This window comes from Herbaspirillum sp. VT-16-41 (genome assembly GCF_001994935.1).
GTDB lineage: Bacteria > Pseudomonadota > Gammaproteobacteria > Burkholderiales > Burkholderiaceae_D > Herbaspirillum > Herbaspirillum frisingense.
The window spans coordinates 1-17,150 of sequence record NZ_MUXB01000121.1; the positions used below are offsets into that span (position 1 = coordinate 1).

Consider the following 17,150-nt stretch of genomic DNA (forward strand, 5'->3'; position numbering starts at 1 on the left):
GCCAGATCGTCGAGTCCTTCGAGTCTTCGCAGCTGGAAGCGAAGATGCAGACCTTGAACGAACTGCTGGGCGTCTGAACGCCGACAAGACAAACAAGGCAAACTCATGATAGACATCTTCGGAATCCCGCTGCCGGCAATGCTGAGCCAACTACTGCTGGGCCTGGTTAACGGCTCCTTTTACGCCATCCTGTCGCTAGGTCTGGCCATCATCTTCGGCTTGCTAAACGTGATCAACTTCGCGCATGGCGCGCTGTACATGATGGGCGCCTTCCTGGCGTGGATGGGCATGGCCTATCTCGGCCTCAACTACTGGATCATGCTCATCCTGGCGCCCATCCTCATCGGCCTGTTTGGCATAGTCATTGAAAAGACCATGCTGCGCTGGCTTTACAAGCTGGATCACATCTACGGCCTGCTGCTGACCTTCGGCATCACGCTGATGCTGGAAGGTATCTTCCGTTCCGTCTACGGCGTCTCGGGCCAGCCCTACGCCGTGCCAGAGAGCCTTTCCGGCGCCTTCGACCTCGGCTTCATGATGCTGCCCAAGTATCGCGGCTGGGTGGTGGTGGCCTCAATCTCGGTGTGCCTGGTCACCTGGTACCTGATCGAGAAGACCAAGCTCGGCGCCTACTTGCGCGCCGGAACCGAGAACCCCAAGCTGGTGGAAGCATTCGGCATCAACGTGCCGCTGATCGTCACCTGCACCTACGGCTTTGGCGTGGCGTTAGCGGCGTTAGCCGGGGTGCTTGCCGCACCGGTGATCCAGGTCTCACCGCTGATGGGATCGAACCTGATCATCGTTGTGTTCGCAGTGGTAGTAATCGGCGGCATGGGATCGATCCTGGGATCGATCATCACCGGACTGGCCATCGGCATCATCGAGGGCCTGGCGCGGGTGTTCTACCCCGAACTGTCGGCCACGGTGGTCTTCATCGTTATGGCCATCGTATTGCTGCTGCGTCCGGCGGGCCTGTTCGGCAAAGAGAAATGAGGAATGCAATGAATAAGAATTCAATTGTCTGGGTGCTCGCAGCATTGTCGCTTGCCGCGCCGTTCGTAGTGTATCCGGTGTTCCTGATGAAGTTGCTGTGCTTCGCTCTGTTCGCCTGCGCTTTCAACTTGCTATGCGGCTACACCGGTCTGCTGTCGTTCGGCCACGCTGCCTTCTTCGGCACTGCCGGCTACGTCACCGGGCATGCACTGAAGGTGTGGGGCGTCCCGTTCGAGGCGGGACTGCTGATCGGCACCGTCTCGGCCGGGGCGGTGGCTTTCGTGATTGGCAGCTTGGCCATTCGTCGTCAAGGCATCTATTTCACAATGATCACACTGGCGCTGGCACAGATGCTGTTTTTCGTCTTCCTACAGGCGCCCTTCACCGGTGGAGAGGACGGTCTGCAAGGCGTTCCGCGCGGAAAGCTACTGGGCCTGATCGATCTCACACAGGACCTCACCATGTACTACGTGGTGCTGGTCATCTGCGCGGCGGCCTTTGCCCTGATCCTGCGTACTGTGCATTCGCCGTTCGGCCAGATCCTCAAGGCGATCAAGGAAAATGAGCCGCGCGCCATCTCGCTAGGCTACGACGTCAATCGCTACAAGCTGGCAGCATTCGTGCTCTCAGGGGCGCTGGCCGGCTTGGCCGGGGCCACCAAGTCGGTGGTACTGGGCTTCGAGACGCTCACCGACGTGCACTGGACTATGTCCGGACTGGTGGTACTGATGACGCTGGTCGGCGGCTTGGGTACGCGCACCGGCCCCATCATCGGTGCGGCCGTCATCATCGCACTGGAAAACAAGCTCGGTGACCTGGGCGAGACGCTGGCCTCTCTGACCGGGATCGACTGGTTCCGCGCACTGGGCGAGTCGGTCACCATTGTCACTGGCCTCATCTTCATCGTCTGCGTGCTGTCGTTCCGGCGCGGTATCGTCGGCGAAATCGGCCACTTCATCGACAAGCGCCGCCGCTCGTGATCCTGCATCAGCTCAATTGAACGGACGCACATGAAACTCCCCACCTTCAATATCGGCACGCGCCTGGCACTGGCCTTCGGCGCCTTCATCGTGCTGCTGGCGGCGATCCTGATCTGGGCGCTGACCTCGCTGGCGCAAATTCAGGACAGTTCCACGCGCATCGTCGAGTACCACAACACCAAGGTCAACGCCGCCAATGTAGCTACCAATGCCATCCGTGACGTCGCCGCCTTTGCCAGCAACATCGCCATGCTAAGCGACGATACCGTCATGGCCGCCGAGCGCGACAAGCTGGCGGCCGCGCGCAACCGCTACGGCGCGGCCAAAGCGACGCTGACCAGTCTCACCGACGACCCCGACGGCAAGCGACTGCTCGACAGGCTCAATGCCGAACTGGCGATCGCCGTGCCGCTCAACAACAAGATGATCGAAATGCGCCTGCAGCACCGCAACGCGGAGGCCATCGGGTACCTGATGTCGACCGCCAGCCCGGCGCTGCGCAAGACCATTGCCGCGCTCGACGACATCGTGGCCCATGAGACGAAGGTGTCCGCTCAAGTGGCCGAGCAGGCGAAGGCGCGCTACTTGCTTACGCAAAAGGTGCTGGTGTTGCTGGGACTGGTGACACTGGTGTTGTGCTGCCTGATCGCCTGGCGCATCACCACCTCAGTGAAGGCGCCGCTCAAGGAGGCACTGGCCATTGCCGACGCGGTAGCCGCCGGCGACGTCAGTGCCGACATCGTCAGCCACAAGGACGACGAGACCGGGCGACTGCTGGCGGCACTGGGCAAGATGAACCGCAGCCTCAACTCCATCGTCGGGCAGGTGCGCAGCTCGGCCACCTCGGTGGCCACCGCCGCCTCTGAAATCGCAGCCGGCAACCGCAGCCTGTCGGAGCGCACCGAGGAACAGGCGGCCTCCCTGGAAGAGACCGCCTCATCGATGGAAGAACTCACCGGCACCGTGCTGAAGAACGCCGAGAACGCACGCCAGGCCAGTGCGCTGGCCAGTGTAGCGGCCGACATCTCGCAGCGCACCGGCGCGGTGGTAGCTGATGTCGTGAGCACGATGAGCTCAATCAACGCCTCCTCGAAGAGGGTCGTCGATATCATCGCCGTGATCGATGCGATTGCCTTCCAGACCAATATCCTGGCGCTCAACGCTGCGGTAGAGGCCGCCCGCGCCGGCGAGCAGGGGCGCGGCTTCGCGGTGGTGGCTTCGGAAGTGCGGGCACTGGCGCAGCGCTCAGCGGCGGCGGCCAAGGAAATCAAGCAGTTGATCGACGCCTCGGTGACAACGGCGGCGTCCGGCGCCCAGTTGGTGGGCAGCGCCGGCGCCACCATGCAGGAACTGCAGGACAGCGTACACAAGGTCAAGCTGATCGTGGCCGACATCGCGCTGGCCAGCGCCGAACAGGGTGCCGGCATCGAACAGGTGAACAAGGCCATCGCGCACATGGACCAGGCCACACAGCAGAACGCCGCTCTGGTGGAGCAGGCGTCGGCGGGTTCCGAAGCGCTGAAGGACCAGGCGGCCCAGCTGGCGCAGGCGGTGAGCATCTTCCGGCTGGCTGATGTGGCGCTGATCGACGCGGCCCAGGTACAAGGCGTCGAAACGATGCCGTTGCGGCCGGCGTCGGCGGTGCACGATGCGGCCGGGGAGGTCTATTGAGGGAGAGGGGAAAAGAGAGACGCTAAAATGAGGCTGCTCAGGCAGCCTCATTGTTCTGCTCCAAATCAAGCTCATAACGCAGCTCATAGGCCATCTCGTGCGGATTGAGCTCGCCACCGCATTCACTGCACACCACCTTGGCAAAGAAGTCGTTCTGGCAACGACGATGACGTAGGATCAACGGCGCTTTGCCGTTGAACAGCCACTTATCGCCCCAGCGCCGCATCACCAGCATCGAACCATAGAGATCGCGCCCCTTAGAAGTGAAACGGTACTCGAAGCGCTCAGGGCGCACCTGATACAGGCGTTTCTCGACCACTCCGTATTCAGTCAGACGTTGCAGGCGGTCGGTCAGGATATTACTGGCGATGCCGATGTTGGCCTGGAACTCGTCGAAGCGACGTACCCCGAAGAACATCTCCCGGATCAGGAGGAAGCTCCATCGGTCACCGATGATCTGCAGCGTGCGCGCCACCGAGCACGGGCGCACCCGTTCCAGGATCTGCGGATCGGACGGCCGGCGCGAGCGCTTGCGCTCTTCGTCGGAGTACGCATGGGCGTGCAGCAGGTTGCCCGGCCCCTTGCGATACTGGATCTCATGCGGGTCGATCGGCTCGTTGCACTCCGAACACACCACCGCCGGCGTACAAGCCTTGCCGCAGCGCTTGTGGATCAGTTGCAGCGGCGGCAACTCGTCGCCAGCCAGCCAGGTGTCGCCGTACTTCAGCAGGGCGATCATGGTGGCGTAGAGATCGCGCCCCTTGTCGGTAAAGCGGTATTCGAAGCGGGTGGACGAAGGCGAATAGCTCTGACGTCGCAGCAGCCCCAGGTCGATCAGCTTGTTGAGACGCTTGATCAGGGTGTTGCGCGGCAGACGCAGCAGGCGCTGGTATTGCTCGAAGCGGCGCGCGCCGAAGAAGCATTCACGCAGCACCAGGAAGCTCCACGCATCGGAGAGGATTTCGACGGTCTTGGCGACCGAGCCAAAGCTCTCAAAAGAGGGAAAATGAAGTTCGCGCTCGGGTTCGTCGGTAGCGGCGGCGGGCGATTGTGCTTCTGTCATAACGGCGATGAAGTCGGTTCAGGGTACCGCAAGATCATGCCTCCCATGGGGGCAACTCACTTGCATTTTGAGACTAATCGGCTATTTTAAAGCATATCGTTATGTACAGCAGGGAATTACGATCCGTGTGAGCGACAAACACGCCGTAACGCGCGGAGCGGCTGCCATCTGCCGATTCGCGCGTTACGGGTTCATCGCATCAGATCCCGCCCATGCAGAGATACTTGGTTTCCAGGTAATCGGACATGCCATACTTGGAACCCTCCCTGCCGGTGCCACTCTCCTTGATGCCTCCGAACGGCGCCACCTCGGTCGAAATCAAACCTTCGTTGATGCCCACCATACCGTACTCCAGCGCTTCGGCCACGCGCCAGATGCGGCCGATGTCGCGCCCATAGAAATAGGATGCCAGCCCGAACTCGGTGTCATTGGCCAGCCGCACCGCCTCTTCCTCTGTAGCGAAGCGGAAGATCGGTGCCACCGGACTGAAGGTCTCCTCGCGGAAGATCGCCATGTCGGGCGAGGCATCGGCCAGGATGGTGGGCTGGAAGAAGCTGCCACCCAGCGCATGACGTGCACCACCGGTGGCCACGCGGGCGCCCTTGGCCAACGCGTCGGCAACGTGCTCCTCGGCCTTCTGCACCGCCTTTTCGTCAATCAGCGGGCCGATGGTAACGCCCCCCTGCATGCCGTCGCCGACCGCCAGCTGGTTCACGGCGGTGGCGAATTTCTCGACGAAAAGATCGTAGACCGCGTCCTGCACCAGGATACGGTTGGCGCACACGCAGGTCTGGCCGGCATTGCGGTACTTGGCAATCAGCGCGCCTTTAACAGCCAGGTCGAGGTCGGCGTCGTCGAAGACGATGAAGGGCGCGTTGCCGCCCAGTTCCATCGACGTCTTCTTCACGGTGTCGGCACACTGTGCCAGCAACTGCTTGCCGATCTCGGTGGAGCCGGTGAAGCTGAGCTTGCGCACGATCGGACTGGAGGTCAGCTCGCCGCCGATCTCGCTGGCCGCGCCGGTGACGCACGACAAAACACCAGGCGGTACACCGGCACGCTCAGCCAGTACGCATAGCGCCAGCGCCGACAGCGGCGTCTGGCTGGCCGGCTTGATCACCATGGTGCAGCCTGCAGCCAGCGCCGGGGCGGCCTTGCGGGTGATCATCGCCGCCGGAAAATTCCACGGCGTGATGGCCGCGCATACGCCCACCGGCTGCTTGATGACCACAATGCGGCGGTCGCCCGACGGCGCCGGGATAGTGTCTCCGTAGACGCGCTTGGTTTCCTCTGCGAACCATTCGATGTAGGAGGCAGCATAAGCGATCTCACCACGTGCCTCGGCCAGCGGTTTGCCCTGTTCCAGGGTCATGATCGCAGCCAGGTCTTCCTGGTGCTCCAGCAGCAGGCAGAACCAATTGCGCAGGATCGTCGCACGCTCCTTAGCAGTGCGCTGGCGCCAGGCAGGCAGCGCGGCCTCGGCAGCGAGGATGGCACGTCGCGTCTCGGCGCGACCCATTTTCGGTACGTGAGCGATGATGGCGCCGTCGGAAGGGTTGTTGACTGCCAACGTGGCACCATTGTCGGCGTCCTGCCACTCACCGCCCACTAGCGCCTGCGCGCGCAATAGGCCGGCGTCCTGCAGTTGATAGGGAAATTGACTTGTCGCCATGGCATTTTCTTTCTGTTCGGGATTCGGGATCGTTCAGTTCTTGAGCCTGTCGCGCAGCTGATAGCGGATGATCTTGCCCGAGCCGGTACGCGGGATCTCGGCCACCACATGCACTGCGTGCGGCAGCTTGTAGGTCGACAGCCGCTCTTTGCAGTGGGCCAGCAGCTCAGCCTCTACCAGCGACACCTCGGGACGCGGCACCACGAACACCACCGGCACTTCGCCCAGGTGTTCATGCGGTGCCCCGACTACAGCACAATCGAGCACTGCGGCGAAGGCGCATACTGCCTCTTCCACTTCAGCGGGGGCGATGTTCTGGCCCCCACGGATAATCAGTTCCTTCAAACGACCGGTGATGGTCAGGTAGCCACTCCTGTCGCTGCGCGCCAGATCGCCGGTGAGGTACCAGCCATCCTTCAGGGCCTTGGCGGTTTCTTCCGGCTTGTTGTGGTATCCCAGCATGACGTTGGGGCCGCGCACAATCAGTTCACCCTCTTCCCCAGCGACGACGTCGTTGCCGGTCAAGGGATCGACGATGCGCGCGTTCAGGCCAGGCAGCGGCAACCCGCAGGAGCCCATTACGCGAGTGCCGCTGCGCCAGTTCAGCGTGACCATGGTGGAGGTCTCGGTGATGCCGTAGCCGTCCAGCAACATGACGCCGAAACGCTCCTCGAATTCCCTGTTGATCGGGGCCGGCATGATGGCACCGGCAGACAGGCACAGACGCAGACCGGGGAAGCGGCATCCCGGGTCAGCGCGCGCAGCTTCCAGTAGGTAGTGGAAGATGGTCGGCACCGCAGGGAACACCGTAAACTCTCCGCTGTTCAACAACCGAATCGTCTCGGAGGTGGAGAACTTGTCGAGAATATATTCGCTGGCACCCACAGACAAGATACCCAGCACCGAGAGATTCAGCGCGTACGAGTGAAACAGCGGAAGCGGTGAAAGCACGCGGTCGTCGACACTGAGACCGGCAATTGGCGCCCAGCAGGCCGCCGACACCCACAGCATACCGCGCTGGCTCAGCAATACGCCCTTGGCGCGTCCGGTGGTACCGGAGGTGTAGATGATAAAAGAAGCGCGATCGATATCGGCGTCGTCACGCGGGTCGGATTGCGGCATGGCCGCGCGCAGTTGGTGCAGGGCTAGCGCGGACGCCGCCTGCTCGGGCTCGCCCGCCACCACCACGGTCTTGAGCGCAGGGTATTTCTGTTGCAGCTGACGTGTCATGTCCAGCTTGGCGGCGGCCACAAAGATCGCCTTGCAATCGGCATCCTCAATGCGATAGGCCACTTCGTGCTCGGTGGCATCGAAACTGATCGGCACCGCCACGCCTCCAGCGCGCACAATGGCCAGGCAGCTCTCGACCCAGTCCACCGAGTTGGGCAGCAGGATGGCGACGGCGTCTCCAGGTTGCAGGCCATGGTCCTGCAGGTGCCCCGCCAGCTTGGCCGTCACGTCGTTCAACGCAGCGTAGGATACCGCACGATGGCGGTCTTCGTAGGCCACCTTGTCGGGGAATGCTCCCGTGTGCCGGCGTAGCAGGTCCCCCACCGGCGCAATCAATTCGCAGTGAATCATGTTCTCCTCCTAAAGATTCGCAGCAGCGCCGTTGTTCTTTTTCCTTCCGACGGCGCTACTGCGGTCAATCACTTTTCTTGTTACACCATGCAGAAGCCGCCGTTGACGCTCAATACCTGGCCGGTGACCCAGGCTGCTGCATCGGAGGCAAGGAATGTCACAACCGGCGCCACGTCCTCGGGCTTGCCGATCCGACGCAGCGGATAGTTCTTGATGATCTTGTCGCGGTTGGCTGCGAGGAACTCGGCATCCGAGTGAGCTGTCTCGATTAAGCCAAGCGAGATCGAATTGGCGGTCACGTTGGCGCGACCCAGTTCCTTGGCCAGCGACTTCATCAACGCAATGCCGCCGGCACGCGCGGCAGCGGCAATAGCCAGACCATTTTCACCGATGCGCGAGGAATCGCCCACCAAGGTAATAATGCGCCCGCCATTCTGCTTGATCATGTGCGGTGCAGCGGCGTGGCTGGTGTGGATGGTACCGTACAGGTCGACATCGATCTGCTTGGCCCACTGCTCAGGAGTGGTATTGACAAAGCGCTCGGTGATCACCACGCCGGCATTGTTGACCAGGATGTCGAGACGACCAAAATCTCCTACCACGCCATCAACCATTGCTTTGACTTCTTCATAGCGGCCGACGTTGGCACGATAGGCTTTTGCCTTGCCGCCCAGTTTCTCAATCTCGCCGACCACCGCTTCTGCCTCGGCGGCCGAGCTGTTGTAGTTAACCGCCACGGCAGCGCCCTCGGCGGCCAGCGCCAAAGCGATCTGACGTCCCACATCGCGTCCCGATCCCGTTACCAGGGCGACTTTTCCTTGTAATCCCAGATTCATCTGCTTCTCCTCTTTCATTCAGGTGTTCTTGATTCTTGATTTCTATGCGACCGGCTCGGCGGAGTGCTCGCCCGTTGTCTTGAGGCTGTCGCCACCACTCTCGTTTCCGCCCTCGCGCTCCTCTTCATCTTGGTTCAGGTTTTCTTTGCTCTGCGCCCTCTCCCTCTCCTTCAGCAACTGGAATATCCGTTCATGTGTGACCGGCAACTCGTGGATCTCGATGCCCAACGGCAGCAACGCATCCGACACTGCATTGGCGATGGCGGCTGGTGCGCCGATGGTGCCGCCTTCACCCACACCACGGAAACCGCCCAGTGTGGCCGGCATCACCGTATGGACGTGTACGCTCTGGATCGGCGGCACCTCCGGCGCAGTGGGAATGATGTAGTCCACCAGGCTGGCGGTCAGAATCTGCCCGCGCTCGTCGTAAACAATCTCTTCATACAGAGCCGCGCCGATGCCCTGTGCCGCCGCGCCATGGGCCTGGCCTGAGACGATCAGGGGATTGATGGCCTTGCCGCCGTCTTCTGCGACCACGTAATTTTTCAGGTGGATCATGTAGGTCTCGGGGTCGATCTCCAAGATCGCCACATGTGTGGCCGAACTGGTGGTGCCCCATACCGGGTCGTAGGAGCGTGTCTCTTCCAGTACCTCGATCACCTCCTTGGGAATCTTACCCATCTGCGAATACACGGCATTGGCGATGCCGCGGATGGAGACCGTCTTGCCCGAATCGACAGCGGTGATCACGCCGTCCTCGATGCTCAGGTGCTCAATGTGGCTACCAAGCATGAAAGCGGCAATCCGGAACAGCTTTTCCTTCATCGCCTTGGCCGCCAGCGTGCCAGCTCCGCCGGCCAGCACCGCGCTGCGGCTGGCGTAGGTGCCGGTGCTGTGCGAGACCACGGCGGTGTCGCCATGGAACACGGTGATGTCCTCGAAACGACAGCCCAGTTCGTCGGCCACCACCTGCGCCAGTGTGGTCTCCAGCCCTTGTCCGTGCGATGAGATGCCGAAGTAGGCGGCGATGGCACCGCTGGGGTCGATCTTGATAGTCGCGATCTCGGTGCCGGTATTGATCGGCATGCCGGGCGAGGCCGAAATGCGCGAGCCGATGCCCGAGAGTTCGGCATAACAGGAGATACCAATGCCCATCCAGCGGCCTTGGTTGCGGGCTTCGACCTGCTTCTCGCGTAACGCATCGTAGTCGATCGCATTGCAGGCCTCTTCCAGCGACTCGATGAAGCCAGAGCGATCCCACACGATGCCCGGCGCCGTCTTGTAGGGAAACTCCTCCGGCCTGACCAGGTTGCGCAGGCGCATTTCCTTGGCGTCAATGCCCATCTTGTGGGCGGCCTTGTCGATCAGCCGCTCCATCACGAAGGTCGAGGTCGGGCGCCCCACGCCGCGATAAGGGCCGGTGGGCGACTTGGATGTCGCGACGGCTCGCACGTGCCCGTGATAGACCGGCACGCGATACGGCCCCGGCATAAAGCTGATCACCTGCACCGGCTCGAGACCAGCGGTCCACGGGTAGATCGAATAGGCTCCCACATCGCCGATCACCTTGGCGCGCAGCCCGAGGATCTGACCACTCTCGTCCAGCGCCAGCTCGGCCTGCACGCGCTCGTCGAAGGCATGGCTGGTGGCCGACAGGTCCTCGATGCGATCGCCGGTCCATTTGATCGGTCGGCCCAGCTTGCGCGACAGCGCGCACACCAGGATTTCTTCCGGATAGAGCGAGCCCTTGCCACCGAAGCTCCCTCCCACATCGGGCGCCACCACGCGCATGCGGTTTCCCGGGATGTCGAGAATCGACACCAGCGCGTCGCGAACGATGCCCGGGCTGCCGGTGGAGGAATACAGCGTCATGTAGCGCCGCCCCTGGTCATACTCGGCCAGGTAGGTACGGGTTTCCATGGCCAGCGCAGTGCGACGATGGAAGCGAAAGGTGCCCTCTACCTTCACCGGCGCCTCGGCCATCACCTGCTCGATGTCGCCACGGCGGAACTCGCGCTCGACCAGCACGTTTGTGCCGGCCTCGTCGTGCAGCAGCGGTGCGTCGGGCTCCGCTGCCGCGACTGGATCGACCACAAACGGCAGCAACTCGTATTCGATCTCGAGCAGCTCCACTGCGTCCTCAGCCAGGTAACGATCCTCGGCTACTACCGCCACCACCGGCTCGCCGACGAAACGCACCTTGCCTCGGGCCAGCGGATAGATCGCGGTCGGATGGTAGTTGGGCATACGCGAGGTGGCGTAGATCGGCTTGACCTCATGCTCCAGGTCGTTGGCGGTGAAGATCGCCACCACGCCCGGCATCTCCAGCGCCGCGCTCACATCAATGGATACGATGCGCGCATGCGACTGGTCGCTGCGGCGAAACGCCACGTGCAGCGCGCCGGCCGGATGCTTGTCGTCGGTATAGCTGCCGAAACCGCACAGCAGGCGTGGATCCTCGGTACGCTTGACGGTGGATCCGACCAGCTTTTCCTTCTTTCCGGTGTTGACATCGTCTTTCATGGTGTCACCTCATCGCGTTGCACGGCCGGCCATCACAATCGGTCCGATCATTCGTAGAATTCATTGCCCTTCTTCAGGGCTTTCCACTGTTCATCATCATGTCCATAGATCACGGTCGCGCCTGCGCGCTGGATACGACGGATCTCATCCATCGAACGCGAGGAAAGTTCTGGATTCCAGGTATTCCTAGGATTGATTCCGCCATCCAGGTTGGCCTTCAACGCGACAGCATCAGAAGCCAGCAAAAAATCCCCATCCTTGTCCAGCCCGATTAATGCTGCGGTCATGCCAGGTGTATGACCCGGAACAGGGATCAGAACGATACGGCCATCGTTAAACAAGTCTTTCTCTGCTTCAATGGCTTCGATGGGCATCGACTGCTTCCAGTCCACTTCCAGAAAGCCCATCTTTGCCGCGTCCTCCTGGCGTGCCGCTTCTAATTCGCGGGCGTGGCAGATCACCGTTGCCTTCTTGAAGAATTCATTACAGCCACAGTGATCGGAATGGAAATGGGAGTTCACCACCAGATCAATGTCGTCCGGCGTCATACCGACCGTGCCGAGCTGGCTCACCACGTTGTCATCGACACCCGAGATCGGCGCCATGGCCTTGGCCATCGCGCCCCAGCGTCCTTCGGCGTCGGTGGCGGTGGAGGGGTGGCAACCGGTATCAAACAGGACGTTGCCCTGTGGATGACGCAGCAGAAAGCAGGACACCGGAAGCTCGATGGTTTCGTGACGTTCGGCGTCCGGCAGGTAGACACCCTTCTTCATTCTCAGTCGGCCGCCCGACAGGACATGCATCTTCATTAGCTGGTCTCCTTGGTGTGTTCTTCAGCCTGGGTTTCCGATACTGTGCCGCTGTCCTCGCTACCGCTGCCACCCTTGGCCAACAGTGCGGCGTGGCTGCGCTTGGCCATCTTCACGGCATCGACGATGTGGACGTAGCCGGTGCAGCGGCACAGGTTGCCCGAGAGCCCTTCGCGAATCTCATGGTCGCTTTCGAGCGGGTATTTGTTGAGCATGTCGGTGCAGGTCATCAACATGCCCGGCGTGCAGAAGCCGCACTGCAGGCCGTGGCACGTTTGGAAAGCCTCCTGCAGCGGATTGAGCTGGTCGACCCGACCCAGGCCTTCGACGGTCTGGATGTCAAAGCCGTCGGTCTGCGCCGCCAGCATCAGGCAGGCGCGCACGCTGTCGCCGTTGACCATGATGGTGCAAGCACCGCACACACCTTGTTCGCAGCCGACGTGGGTGCCGGTCAGATTCAACGTATGGCGCAGGAAATCCGACAACAGGGTGCGCGGCTCGACGTCGCGCTCATAGTTCACGCCATTGACGCGGACATTGATATTGACTTTAGTGTTCATGGACGCTCTCTCCCGGCAGCAGCTGCCGCACTTGCTCTCCGTTGGCGCGCTTCCACGCGGCGTGCAGCGCACGCTTGACCAGCACGCCCAGCAGATGGCGTCGATATTCGCCAGAGGCGTGCAGGTCGGTCATCGGGCTGACCGCCTCGCGCGCGGCGGCGACCGCGGCATCGACCAGGTCGTCGCTCAAGGCTTCGCCCCACAGTACGGTCTCGACGTCGAACAGGCGCATCGGCGTCTCACCCACGCCCATCACACCCACGCGCGCCTCGGCCACCTTGCCGTCCTCCACCACCATGATGATTGCCACTGCCGCCAGAGCGAAGTCGCCCGAGCGCCGCGCCACCTCCTCGAACGCCCAGCCGTGGCCCTCGGCAAGGTCGGGGATAAAGATCTCGGTGACCAGTTCATCATCTTCCACCGCCGAGGTCAGCGCGCCGACGAAGAATTGCTCGGCATCGACCGTCCGGATGCCGCGTGGCGAAGCCATGGTGATGCGGGTCTCGAGCAGCATCATCATCATCGGCAGCTCGGCGGCGCCGTCTGCGTGAGTAATGCTGCCGCCGATGGTGCCGCGATTGCGGATGGCCAGGTGGGCCACGTGCGCCATGGCGGCATTGATCACCGGAAAGCGGCGCTTTACCACCTCCGAGGTTTCCATCACGCGGTGACGCGTCAAGGCGCCGACCACCAGACCATCCTCGCGCTCCTCGAACTTCGAGAGTGCCTCGATGCGGTTGATGTCGACCAGGATGGTCGGGCTCAACAGCCGGAAGTTCATCATCGGCATCAGGCTCTGGCCGCCGGCGATGACCTTGCCGCCGCCGTCGGCGGCCGCCAGCGCCTCAATCGCTTCCTCGATCGTCGCGGGCTGGATGTAATCGAATTTGGGCGGTTTCACGATTCGTGTTCCAACCTCAACGTCCTGCAAACACCGGCCGACGCTTCTGCTTGAAGGCCTCGGTAGCATTGCGGTAGTCCTCGCTGGCCACGGCGCGCTCGATGACCTGGTTGGCATCGCGTTCGGCCAGGCCGCCCGGGCCCATCGCCAGGCCGTTGAGCAACACCTTGCTGCCGCTGATAGTCAGCGGCGCGTTGTCGGCCATGACACCGGCGAAGGCCTTGGCAGAGCGCAGCGGGTCGGCCGCCACGCGGTCAAAGAAGCCCATCGCTTGCCCTTCCTCGGCGCCGTAGGTCTGTGCCGTGTAGAAGATGCGCTTGGCGTTGGACACTCCCACCAGCGCCAGCAGGCGCTGGGTGCCGCGCACACCGTAGACGATGGACAGGCGCGCGGCCGGGATCCCGAACTTGGCGTCGCTGCGGGCAAAGCGAAAATCACACGACATTGCGATATTGCAGGCGCCGCCCATGCAGTAGCCGTCGATGACGGCGATGGTCGGTTTGGGGCTGGCGGCGATGGCGTCGCAGCAGCGATCCACCGCGACCTCGTATTCGGTTCCCTGCTCCACCGTGGCCCGCACCCGGCCGAACTCGGAGATATCGGCGCCAGCGCTGAAGTTGCCACCCGCGCCGGTGAGAATGATGGCGCGTACGTTGGGATCGCGTCCGAGCTCGGTGAAGATGTTTTCGAGGTTGCGCCACATCGCCAGCGACACCGCATTGCGTTGCTCAGGACGATTCAGCGTCACCAGCGCAGCCTTATGTCGGGCCTTGGCGCCCCCCTTCTTGGCAGCAGGCGTGGCGACCTTAGCCGGCGCCTCGCCCGTGCCACCGCCGAATATCCGGGCCAGGAATCCCGTCTGGCGAGCCGGACTGGCCGGCGCGGACTTGGCAACCGCGACGATATCGTCCTCGGCGCTGACATCGATCAGGTTGACCGTGATGTATTGGCTTGAGACCAGCGCCACGGTTGCGCTCGATACATCGCCGTCGCCAGTCGAGGTGGGGACGTGGGTGGCTGCGGATGTTGCCGGTTGCAAGGCAGGAGCCGCTGCCGATATCGGCGCGGGAGCAGAAGCAGCCGTGATCGCCGCCTTTGGCAGCGCGGCCGCGACCGGGTCCAGGGTGGCGCTTGGAAGCGGGCTATACGCTTGTTGCGCAGACTGGTCGCTGGACCCGCCATCGGTGAAGAGGCCATTGAAGCGCTCGAAGAACTGGTCCGCCATCTTGCGTGAGGTGGCCTCAATCATGCGCGAGCCAAGCTGGGCGATCTTGCCGCCGATGTTGGCGGTGACACCGTACTTCAGTCGGGTCAACGACGGCCGCTCCTCTTCCAGGCTGACCGTGATGTCGGCCTTGGCAAACCCGGCCACGCCGCCCTTGCCTTCGCCAGTGAGGCGATAGCTGACCGGCGCGTTGATCTCGGACAGCGTCACACTGCCGGCGAACTTGGCGCGGATCGGGCCGACCTTGACCACCACCAGCGCCTCGAACTCGGTATGAGAAACCATATCCAGTGTTTCGCAGCCGGGGATGCAGGCCTTGAGCACCTCGGGATCATTGAGCGCCTTCCACACGGCTTCGCGCGTGGCATCCAGATGAATTTCGTCTTGCATCTCCATATCACGTCCCTGCTTGTTGTCGATCACAGCCAATCGCTGCTGGTCGCTGTTGTTATAAGGTCAGACAATTCCAGGCTGCCTCAGCCGGCGTTCACGCACAGCTTCTCCACCGCGCTGCGAAACACCGCCGGCAACGGCGCGGGCCGGTTGCTGGCGCGGTCTACGTAGACGTGCACGAAATGACCCTGCGCTGAGGCGCTCTGCTCGTCGTTCTTGAAGATGGCCAGCTCGTAGCGCACACTGCTGTTGCCGATGTGAGCCACTCGCACGCCCACGTGCACCAGGTCCGGAAAGGCTACCGAACTGAAGTACCTGCACTGCGTCTCCACCACCAAACCGACCACATCCGAATGCACCAGGTCGAGCGCACCCTCGGCGATCAGGTACTGGTTTACGGCGGTGTCGAAGTAGGAGTAATAGACGACATTGTTGACGTGGCCATAGACATCGTTATCCATCCAGCGCGTCTGCAGCGTATGAAACACCGCATATTGGCTGCGTGTATCGGGCTTGGGGCGAGGAGTACTCACAGCACCTCCGCGTAGATGGCCAGCGCGTCTTCATAGGTGACCTCGCGTGGGTTGTTGACCAGCAGACGAGTCTGCTTCATCGCGTCTTCAGATAGCTGGCGCAGGTCGCCTTCGGCAATGCCAACGTCACGCAGACGTGTCTGCAAGCCGAGTTCGCGCGGCAGCGCCTCCAGCCGGCGCACCAAAGACCCGGCTTTCTCCGCCGACGACCCGGTCAGGCCCGGCGTGACGATCTCGGCCAGCGTGGCATATTGATCTTGCGCGGCCTGATTGTTGAAGCGCATCACCGCTGGTAGCACCAGCGAATTGGACAATCCGTGCGGCACATGAAAGCGCGCCCCCACCGGATAGGCCAACGCATGCACCGCCGCCACCGGTGCATTGGAGAATGCCATCCCGGCCAGCATTGCGCCCAGCAACATGTTCTGGCGCGCGTCGATGTTGCCGCCGTTGCGGCAGGCCTCGTGGATGTTGGCCGCCAGCAATGACAGCCCTTCCTTGGCCAGGCTGTCCGAGACCGGGTTCTTCAGACGCTTGCTGGTGAACGCCTCGATGGCGTGCACCATGGCGTCAATACCGGTGGCCGCCGTCACGTGCGGTGGCAGACCGATGGTAAGCTCGGCGTCGAGCACCGCCCAGTCGGGGATCAGCACCGGCGACACCACGCCCTTCTTCTCTCCTTCGCCAGTGGTGACAATCGAGATCGGGGTGACTTCCGAGCCGGTGCCGGCGGTGGTCGGCGCCAGGATCAGCGGCAGCCGCTTTCCCTTGATGTTGCCCACGCCATAGATATCGGACAGTTGCTCCTGGCCGAGCGCCAGCAGCGCAACCAGCTTGGCCACATCCATCGAACTGCCGCCGCCAAGGCCGAGCACTCCATCCACCCGCGCCTGCCGGGCATGGAGCACCGCCTCCAGGATGATTGCCTCCGCCGGGTCGGCCTCGACCCGGCTGAACACCTGCCAGGCCACGCCGGCATCTTCCAGGCCGCGTTGCGCCGCCTTCAGCAGACCGGCCCTTTCCACGCCAGCATCAGTGACGATCAGTACCGCACGGCAATCCAGCTTCTTGAACAGCTCGCCCAAGCGCGCCGACACACCCGAACCGACCAGGCTGGAACGCGGGGATTGGAATTCAAAGGTCCGCACTGTCTTTCCTCCAAAAATCGGGAGAGATTGTCTCTTCCATCAATTCTGCTTCATTTTTAACTTGCATAAGTAGACTATACACACGCAAAATAGACTTTGCAACTACGATGTAATCATCGAAATTTCGGCAATATAGGGAAGTTCATGGCGGCTTTCCCGGCTTTTCGATCTTGTTGAAGTGAAATTTCATAAATAGACTGTTTTGCAAAAAATAGACCGCTCCTTCAGCAAACCTGGTAAGCCGCTCGGCCGCGACACCTTG

General features: G+C 62.1%; 14 protein-coding genes. 3 read left to right on the plus strand and 11 right to left on the minus strand.

All coding sequences use genetic code 11. The features are described from left to right. Positions 1 to 108: 108 nt before the first annotated feature. The 3 genes from BTM36_RS18795 to BTM36_RS29360 are packed head-to-tail and all read left to right on the plus strand — an operon-like array spanning position 109 to position 3,644. Positions 109 to 993 (plus strand): branched-chain amino acid ABC transporter permease, encoded by an 885-nt coding sequence (locus BTM36_RS18795; protein WP_077237609.1) that lies wholly within the window; start codon positions 109 to 111, stop codon positions 991 to 993. A gap of 8 nt (positions 994 to 1,001) precedes the next feature. After that, positions 1,002 to 1,973: a branched-chain amino acid ABC transporter permease gene (locus BTM36_RS18800; protein WP_077237477.1), complete on the plus strand. Its 972-nt coding sequence runs from the start codon at positions 1,002 to 1,004 to the stop codon at positions 1,971 to 1,973. A 30-nt stretch (positions 1,974 to 2,003) separates the two neighbouring features. After that, positions 2,004 to 3,644 (plus strand): methyl-accepting chemotaxis protein, encoded by a 1,641-nt coding sequence (locus BTM36_RS29360; protein ID WP_077237478.1) that lies wholly within the window; start codon positions 2,004 to 2,006, stop codon positions 3,642 to 3,644. Positions 3,645 to 3,681: 37 nt separating this feature from the next. Here BTM36_RS29360 and BTM36_RS18810 read toward each other — a convergent pair whose 3' ends face one another. The 11 genes from BTM36_RS18810 to BTM36_RS18860 all read right to left on the minus strand — a co-directional run bounded on the left by BTM36_RS18810 (position 3,682) and on the right by BTM36_RS18860 (position 16,888). After that, positions 3,682 to 4,707 (minus strand): helix-turn-helix domain-containing protein, encoded by a 1,026-nt coding sequence (locus BTM36_RS18810; RefSeq protein ID WP_077237479.1) that lies wholly within the window; start codon positions 4,705 to 4,707, stop codon positions 3,682 to 3,684. A gap of 199 nt (positions 4,708 to 4,906) precedes the next feature. After that, a complete protein-coding gene (gene gabD, locus BTM36_RS18815) occupies positions 4,907 to 6,379 on the minus strand; it encodes an NADP-dependent succinate-semialdehyde dehydrogenase (protein ID WP_077237480.1) in 1,473 nt (490 codons plus the stop codon). Between the two features lie 33 nt (positions 6,380 to 6,412). Beyond that, positions 6,413 to 7,960, minus strand: a complete 1,548-nt coding sequence (locus BTM36_RS18820) for a class I adenylate-forming enzyme family protein (RefSeq protein WP_077237481.1) — start codon at positions 7,958 to 7,960, stop codon at positions 6,413 to 6,415. 80 nt (positions 7,961 to 8,040) lie between these two features. After that, complete coding sequence (locus BTM36_RS18825) at positions 8,041 to 8,814, minus strand: SDR family NAD(P)-dependent oxidoreductase (protein WP_254427036.1); 774 nt, start codon at positions 8,812 to 8,814, stop codon at positions 8,041 to 8,043. A gap of 24 nt (positions 8,815 to 8,838) precedes the next feature. After that, on the minus strand, positions 8,839 to 11,319 hold the full coding sequence (locus BTM36_RS18830; protein ID WP_077237483.1) for a xanthine dehydrogenase family protein molybdopterin-binding subunit: 2,481 nt from the start codon (positions 11,317 to 11,319) through the stop codon (positions 8,839 to 8,841). A 47-nt stretch (positions 11,320 to 11,366) separates the two neighbouring features. Then, positions 11,367 to 12,128 carry an N-acyl homoserine lactonase family protein gene (locus tag BTM36_RS18835; RefSeq protein ID WP_077237484.1) on the minus strand — a complete coding sequence of 254 codons (762 nt, stop codon included), beginning with the start codon at positions 12,126 to 12,128 and terminating at the stop codon, positions 11,367 to 11,369. After that, on the minus strand, positions 12,128 to 12,688 hold the full coding sequence (locus tag BTM36_RS18840; protein WP_077237485.1) for a (2Fe-2S)-binding protein: 561 nt from the start codon (positions 12,686 to 12,688) through the stop codon (positions 12,128 to 12,130). Before BTM36_RS18840 ends, BTM36_RS18835 begins: the two co-directional genes overlap by 1 nt. Further along, the gene (locus tag BTM36_RS18845) at positions 12,678 to 13,589 is read right to left on the minus strand and encodes a xanthine dehydrogenase family protein subunit M (RefSeq protein WP_077237486.1); all 912 of its coding nucleotides are present in this window, start codon (positions 13,587 to 13,589) and stop codon (positions 12,678 to 12,680) included. Before BTM36_RS18845 ends, BTM36_RS18840 begins: the two co-directional genes overlap by 11 nt. 16 nt (positions 13,590 to 13,605) lie before the next feature. Further along, positions 13,606 to 15,204, minus strand: a complete 1,599-nt coding sequence (locus tag BTM36_RS18850) for an enoyl-CoA hydratase-related protein (protein ID WP_217349595.1) — start codon at positions 15,202 to 15,204, stop codon at positions 13,606 to 13,608. An 86-nt stretch (positions 15,205 to 15,290) separates the two neighbouring features. Beyond that, positions 15,291 to 15,740, minus strand: coding sequence for a thioesterase family protein (locus BTM36_RS18855; protein WP_139347188.1), 450 nt, complete (start codon positions 15,738 to 15,740; stop codon positions 15,291 to 15,293). Further along, complete coding sequence (locus BTM36_RS18860; RefSeq protein WP_077237488.1) at positions 15,737 to 16,888, minus strand: iron-containing alcohol dehydrogenase; 1,152 nt, start codon at positions 16,886 to 16,888, stop codon at positions 15,737 to 15,739. The genes BTM36_RS18855 and BTM36_RS18860 overlap by 4 nt, the downstream gene beginning before the upstream one ends. Between the last annotated feature and the right edge of the window lie 262 nt (positions 16,889 to 17,150).